The sequence below is a fragment of the Frankia sp. CeD genome (assembly GCF_000732115.1).
Taxonomy (GTDB): Bacteria; Actinomycetota; Actinomycetes; order Frankiales; family Frankiaceae; genus Frankia; species Frankia casuarinae.
The window spans coordinates 58,139-64,280 of record NZ_JPGU01000014.1; the positions used below are offsets into that span (position 1 = coordinate 58,139).

5 protein-coding genes and 1 pseudogene (1 of these 6 only partly in view) are annotated in these 6,142 nt (G+C 68.8%); 5 read left to right on the top strand and 1 reads right to left on the bottom strand.

Annotated elements, in window-relative coordinates; translation table 11 throughout:
• The first annotated feature begins 5 nt into the window (after positions 1–5).
• On the top strand, positions 6–992 hold the full coding sequence (locus CED_RS10445; protein WP_049761090.1) for a tRNA (adenine-N1)-methyltransferase: 987 nt from the start codon (positions 6–8) through the stop codon (positions 990–992).
• 93 nt (positions 993–1,085) lie between these two features.
• On the opposite strand, the gene CED_RS10450 is transcribed toward CED_RS10445, so the two are convergent.
• Positions 1,086–1,409, bottom strand: a complete 324-nt coding sequence (locus CED_RS10450) for a ferredoxin (RefSeq protein ID WP_011437028.1) — start codon at positions 1,407–1,409, stop codon at positions 1,086–1,088.
• A gap of 119 nt (positions 1,410–1,528) precedes the next feature.
• Here CED_RS10450 and arc point away from each other — a divergent pair, with 119 nt between their 5' ends.
• From arc to prcB, 4 genes and pseudogenes are all read left to right on the top strand, one after another.
• Entirely contained in the window at positions 1,529–3,337 is a 1,809-nt protein-coding gene (gene arc / locus CED_RS10455) for a proteasome ATPase (RefSeq protein ID WP_035910200.1), read from the top strand.
• A 347-nt stretch (positions 3,338–3,684) separates the two neighbouring features.
• Entirely contained in the window at positions 3,685–5,202 is a 1,518-nt protein-coding gene (dop, locus tag CED_RS10460) for a depupylase/deamidase Dop (RefSeq protein WP_369807816.1), read from the top strand.
• Between the two features lie 182 nt (positions 5,203–5,384).
• Complete coding sequence (locus tag CED_RS10465; RefSeq protein ID WP_011437025.1) at positions 5,385–5,603, top strand: ubiquitin-like protein Pup; 219 nt, start codon at positions 5,385–5,387, stop codon at positions 5,601–5,603.
• A gap of 359 nt (positions 5,604–5,962) precedes the next feature.
• Positions 5,963–6,142, top strand: a pseudogene (prcB, locus tag CED_RS10470) (proteasome subunit beta) (it continues 645 nt past the right edge of the window).

A 6,142-nucleotide genomic window follows, 5' to 3' on the forward strand; every position in this document is an offset into this window, starting at 1 on the left:
CGTCCCTGGCCGGCGGTTACGCTCCGCCTCCGACCGGCGCCGCTCATCGCCGAGGCCTGTTCACCAAGGGTGACCGGGTGCAGCTGACTGATCCCAAGGGGCGCCGGCACACCGTCGTCCTCGAACCGGGCAGGCAGTTTCACACCCACCGGGGAGCCGTCGAGCACGACGCCCTGCTCGGCCGGCCGGAGGGGATCGTCGTCACCAGCACGGGTGGTACCGACTACCTGGCGCTGCGCCCGCTGCTCGTCGACTTCGTGCTGTCCATGCCGCGCGGGGCGACCGTGGTGTACCCCAAGGACGCGGCGCAGATCGTCACCTACGCGGACATCTTCCCGGGCGCCAGGGTGCTGGAGGCCGGCGTCGGGTCCGGGGCGCTGTCGTGCTCGCTGCTGCGTGCCATCGGCGACTGCGGGCGTCTGGTCTCCTACGAGCGGCGCGCGGACTTCGCCGAGATTGCCCGGCGCAACATCGAGGCGTTCTTCGGCGGCCCGCATCCCGCCCACACCGTGCTGGTCGGGGAGCTGGCCGAGACAACCGAGCGTGACGTCGACCGGGCCGTCCTCGACATGCTCGCGCCCTGGGAGGTCGTTGACGCCGTCAGCGCGGCGCTGGTGCCCGGCGGGGTGGTCTGTGCCTACGTCGCTACCACCACCCAGCTTTCCCGGATCGTCGAGACGCTACGGGCGCACGGCACGTTCACGGAGCCCGCGGCGTGGGAGTCGATAATGCGGGACTGGCACGTCGAGGGTCTGGCCGTGCGGCCTGGCCACCGCATGGTCGGCCACACCGGTTTCCTGGTGACCGCGCGGCGCCTCGCCGAGGGGGTCACTCCTCCGGTGCGCCGCCGCCGGCCGGCGAAGGGCGCGCCGATCGGGATCGATCCCGCCTCCGAGACCGCCCCCGAGCCCAGGGCCGAGACCGAGCCCAGGGCCGAGACCGACCGATCCCGGGACGCCGACCCAGGGTCGGCGACGATCCAGCCGATGTGACGTATCCCATGGGGTCCCGTGGGGCAGGCCATTCCCATGGGGTCCCATGGGGCAGGCCGTGGTCGCGAGTGTACCGGCCGGCCGGGCCCATCGTCAGCCGACGGGCCCGCCGGCCTCCAGCGTGCCGTCGGGGCGTTCCACGTAGATGCACGTCCCCGGACACTCGTCGGCCGCGTCGACCACCGCGTCGACGAGCGGCAGCGGCACCGGGACGTAGGCGCCGGGCTGCGTCTGCAGCTCGCCCGCGCTGTCCTTGACGTAGGCCAGACCGTCGACGTCGAACTCGAAGACGGCGGGAGCGAGTTGCGCGCACAGACCGTCGCCGGTGCAGGCATCCTGGTCGACCCGCACCCGCAGGTCTGCCGAAACGCCCGGCTTCGCTGGAGTTGCCACAGGGCTCCGATCTTCTGTCAGCATGGCACCGTAACCCGCTGTTTACGGCAAAGCTGGATCGTCCTTGCCCGACCGGCCTGCCAGCGGCGGTCACAACGGNAGTGTGGGNGCGTCCCGGTCAGCACGGGGGNGGNGGAGGCGCAGTGTCCGGTCCCCGTTCGGGCTCTGGCTCCGATGGGAGCACGGGTCGTCCAGGTGATGCCGAATCACGGCGGTCGGCGTACGAGAAGGAAANACACGAGCTCACGACGCAGGTCGCCTTCCTGGAAGAGGAAGTGGCCATGCTGCGGCGTAAGTTGTCCGAATCGCCCAGGCAGCTCAGGGTGCTGGAGGAACGGCTCGCGGAGATCCAGGCGGAGTTGTCGGCTGTCACGGGACAGAACGACAGGCTCGTCGCGACTCTCCGCGAGGCGCGAGACCAGATCGTCACCCTGAAGGAGGAGGTCGACAGGCTCGCGCAGCCGCCCAGCGGCTACGGGATCTTCGTCTCCTCCTACGAAGACGGCACCGTCGACGTGTTCACTCAGGGCAGAAAGCTCCGGGTGACCGTGTCGCCGAGCGTCAACATCAGTGATCTCTTGCCCGGCCAGGAGGTCATGCTCAACGAGGCGCTGAACGTGGTCGAGACGCGCGCGTTCGAGCGGCAGGGTGAGATCGTCCTACTCAAAGAGGTCCTCGAGGGTGGGGACCGGGCGCTGGTGCTCGGNCACACCGACGAGGAGCGGGTGGTCATGCTGGCCCAGCCGCTTCTCGATGGACCGATCCGGTCCGGGGACTCGTTGTTGATCGAGTCCCGTTCCGGCTACGCCTTCGAGCGGATTCCCAAGTCCGAGGTCGAGGAGCTCGTCCTCGAAGAGGTTCCCGACATCGGCTACGAACAGATCGGCGGCCTGAAGAGCCAGATCGAGTCGATCCGGGACTCGGTCGAGCTGCCGTTCCTGTACAAGGAGCTCTACCGGGAGCATCAGCTCAAGCCACCGAAGGGTGTGCTGCTCTACGGCCCGCCCGGCTGCGGCAAGACGCTGATCGCCAAGGCGGTCGCCAATTCGCTGGCCAAGAAGGTCGAGGCGAAGACCGGCGGCCAGGGCACCGGTCGGGCGTTCTTTCTGAATATCAAGGGTCCCGAGCTGCTCAACAAGTTCGTCGGCGAGACCGAGCGGCAGATCCGGCTGGTGTTCCAGCGGGCGCGTGAGAAGGCGTCCGAGGGAATGCCGGTGATCGTGTTCTTCGACGAGATGGACTCGATCTTCCGGACCCGTGGCTCGGGGGTGTCCTCGGACGTGGAGAACACGATCGTCCCGCAGCTGCTCAGCGAGATCGACGGCGTCGAGCAGCTCGAGAACGTCATCGTGATCGGCGCGTCCAACCGCGAGGNCATGATTGATCCGGCGATCCTGCGGCCGGGTCGGCTCGACGTGAAGATCAAGGTGGAGCGGCCCGATGCCGAGGCGGCTCGGGACATCTTCGCCAAGTACGTCGTGCCGGAGCTGCCGCTCTACCCGGATGACCTGGCCGAGTTCGGCGGTAACCGGGAGGCGACCGTTCAGGCCATGATCCAGCGCGTGGTCGAGCGGATGTACGCGGAGAGCGAGGAGAACCGCTTCCTCGAGGTGACCTACGCCAACGGCGACAAGGAGGTCCTGTACTTCAAGGACTTCAACTCCGGCGCGATGATCGAGAACATCGTCGCCCGGGCCAAGAAGATGGCGGTCAAGGAGCACATCGAGGGCGGGCAGAAGGGGTTGCGCATGCAGTACCTGCTCGCCGCCTGCATGGACGAGTTCAAGGAGAACGAGGACCTCCCGAACACGACCAACCCGGACGACTGGGCCCGGATCTCCGGGAAGAAGGGCGAGCGGATCGTCTACATCCGCACGCTCGTCACCGGAACGAAGGGTACCGAGGCCGGCCGTTCGATCGACACGATCGCGAACACCGGCCAGTACCTGTAACGGTCGCAGTAGTACCTGTAACGGCCGTTATCTGTAAGGGGCTCGGGTCCCGTGTTCCGCCCAACGGCGGGACACGTGCCACCGCCGTGACCCCGGGGTCACTCGGCCCCGGGGTCACGGCGGTGCTCTGGGTGGCATCGCGGCGTTGCGTTGGGCATCGCGGCACTGGCACCCCTGGGTGTATCCTCCCGCCCGCATCCGCGGTGGACGCCGGTCGGTCGGACTACCGTGTCGCCACCGAATTCTGACGATAGGCGTGGCTGCGGACGTGTCATCCCGAGCGGCCCAGAGCAAACAAGGCAGACGTCCGGCTAACCGACCGCCCGTGTAGCACCTACGCTTGCAGAGTGAGCGCGCGTCGGATCATGGGGATCGAGACCGAGTACGGCGTATCGGTGCCCGGTCAGCCGAACACCAATCAGATGTTGGCTTCGTNGTTGGTGGTGAACTCGTATGCCAGTCGAACGTCGGCGCCGGGTAGCCGCGCCCGATGGGACTTCGAGGAGGAGTCACCGCTGCGCGACGCCCGGGGCTTCGAACTGCCCCGCGAGCCGGCGGTCGATCCGAGCGCCCCGGCCAACGAGGACGATCTCGGCTTGGCCAACGTCATCCTGACCAGCGGGGCGCGGCTCTACGTCGATCATGCGCACCCGGAGTTCTCCTCGCCCGAGGTCACCAACCCTCGCGACGCCGTGCTGTGGGACAAGGCCGGGGAGCGGGTGATGGCCGAGGCCGCCCGCCGGGCGTTGTCCGTGCCCGGCTCCAAGCCGGTCTACCTCTACAAGAACAACACCGACAACAAGGGCGTCTCGTACGGATGCCATGAGAACTACCTGATGGCACGGTCGACGCCCTTCGGGGAGATCGTCCGTAACCTCACCCCGTTCTTCGTCTCCCGTCAGGTCGTCTGCGGGGCCGGGCGGGTCGGGATCGGTGTCGACGGCCGGGAGCCGGGGTTCCAGATCAGCCAGCGGGCCGACTTTTTCGAGGTCGAGGTGGGGCTCGAGACCACGCTGAAGCGGCCCATCATCAACACCCGGGACGAGCCGCACGCCGACCCGGAGAAGTACCGCAGGCTGCACGTCATCATCGGCGACGCGAACATGAGCGAGGTCGCCACCTACCTGAAGGTGGGAACGACCTCCCTGGTCCTCTCGATGATCGAGGACGGCTGGTTCACCGCGGACCTGTCGGTGGACGGGCCCGTGGCGGCGCTGCGGGCGATCTCGCACGATCCCTCCCTCAAGCATCTGGTTACTCTGCGCGACGGTCGTCGGATGACCGCGGTGCAGCTGCAGATGGAGTACTTCGAGCAGGCCCGCAAGTACGTCGAGGACCGGTTCGGTGCCGACGTCGACAGCCAGACCGCCGACGTGCTCTCCCGCTGGGAGTCGATCCTCGGCCGCCTCGAGGTCGACCCGATGAGCTGCGTCCGCGAGCTTGACTGGGTCGCGAAGCTGTCGATCCTGGAGGGCTACCGGTCGCGGGACGGCCTGGCCTGGGACTCGCCGCGGCTGGAGCTCGTCGACCTGCAGTACCACGACGTCCGTCCGGACAAGGGCCTCTACAACCGCCTGGTGGCCCGGGGCCGGTTCGATCTCGTCGTCAGCGAGGAGGAGGTCACCCGGGCGATGACCGAGCCTCCTGAGGACACCCGCGCCTTCTTCCGGGGCCGCTGCCTCGCGCTCTACCCGCAGCAGGTCGCCGCCGCGTCCTGGGACTCGGTCATCTTCGACATCGGTCGGGACTCGTTGCAGCGGGTGCCGACGCTGGAGCCGCTGCGCGGCACGAAGGCGCACGTGGGCGAGCTGCTCACCCGCTGCCCCACGGCGAGTGATCTGGTGGACGCGCTCGCCGGCCGCTGAAAGCCGGCGCCGATCCCGGTCGGGAGAGCCGGCGCCGATCCCTGGCAGGAGGTTCACGTTGCGCCCTGGGCGGACGTCGCGACGTAGCGGCTGGTTCGTGATGGAGTGGACCTCTCACCGATCGAACGGATGGTGTCGGTGGGGCGGGATAGTGTCGCGCCAGGCGATCGAAGGAGGGCTTCATGGCCACCAGGGACAGCGGCGGCGGGCAGCAACGCGCGGACCGTCGGGCGGAGGAGATCGACGACGTCGCGACCGAGGACACGAGTGCCTCCGACCTCAAGGAGCGGCACGAGAAGCTGTCCGAGGACGTCGATTCCCTGCTCGATGAGATCGACGACGTCCTGGAGGAGAACGCCGAGGAGTTCGTGAAGGGCTATGTCCAGAAGGGCGGNCAGTAACGGCCGTCTGGTAGCCGGCCGTCTGGTAGCCGGCGGTCCGGTAGCCGGCGGTCCGGTAGCCGGCGGTATCGGGCGCCGTGGATGACGCCCGGCGGTGGTAGCTCTGGCGGGGTCGACGCCGCCGGGTGAGGCCGCGTTCCGCGGGGGTCCGGCCCCGCACCGCCCGCGTGCCCCGGTGCAGGTCGGCGGGCCGCACGCGCGGCCGTGACCGCCTTCCCGGCCGACCCGTTCGACCGGCCTGCCCGCCAGCTTCGGGGGGCGATAGCCCTATGTTGTGCTTCATCTGTAACGTCGGGCCGGGAGCCTCGGGGACGCCCCGGGCGCGCGGCCCACGTGACCGACTATCGGAAGGGNGATGCGTGGCTGATCCATTGGGGGCCGCCGGGCGCCTACCGGCTGTGTTCATGACGCCGGGAACATCGTCGTTCGCCGATTTCCTGTCGCGGTCGGCGCCGCACCTGCTGCCGGGGGCCCGGAGTGGCCTGCCGGGGCCGGTCACCGAGGTGGCGCACGGCACGACGATCGTGGCGGTGGCGTTT

Coding starts and splice junctions, on each gene's coding strand:
- CED_RS10450 (WP_011437028.1), bottom strand. CDS start 1,409: ATGCTGACAGAAGATCGGAGCCCTGTGGCAACTCCAGCGAAGCCGGGC.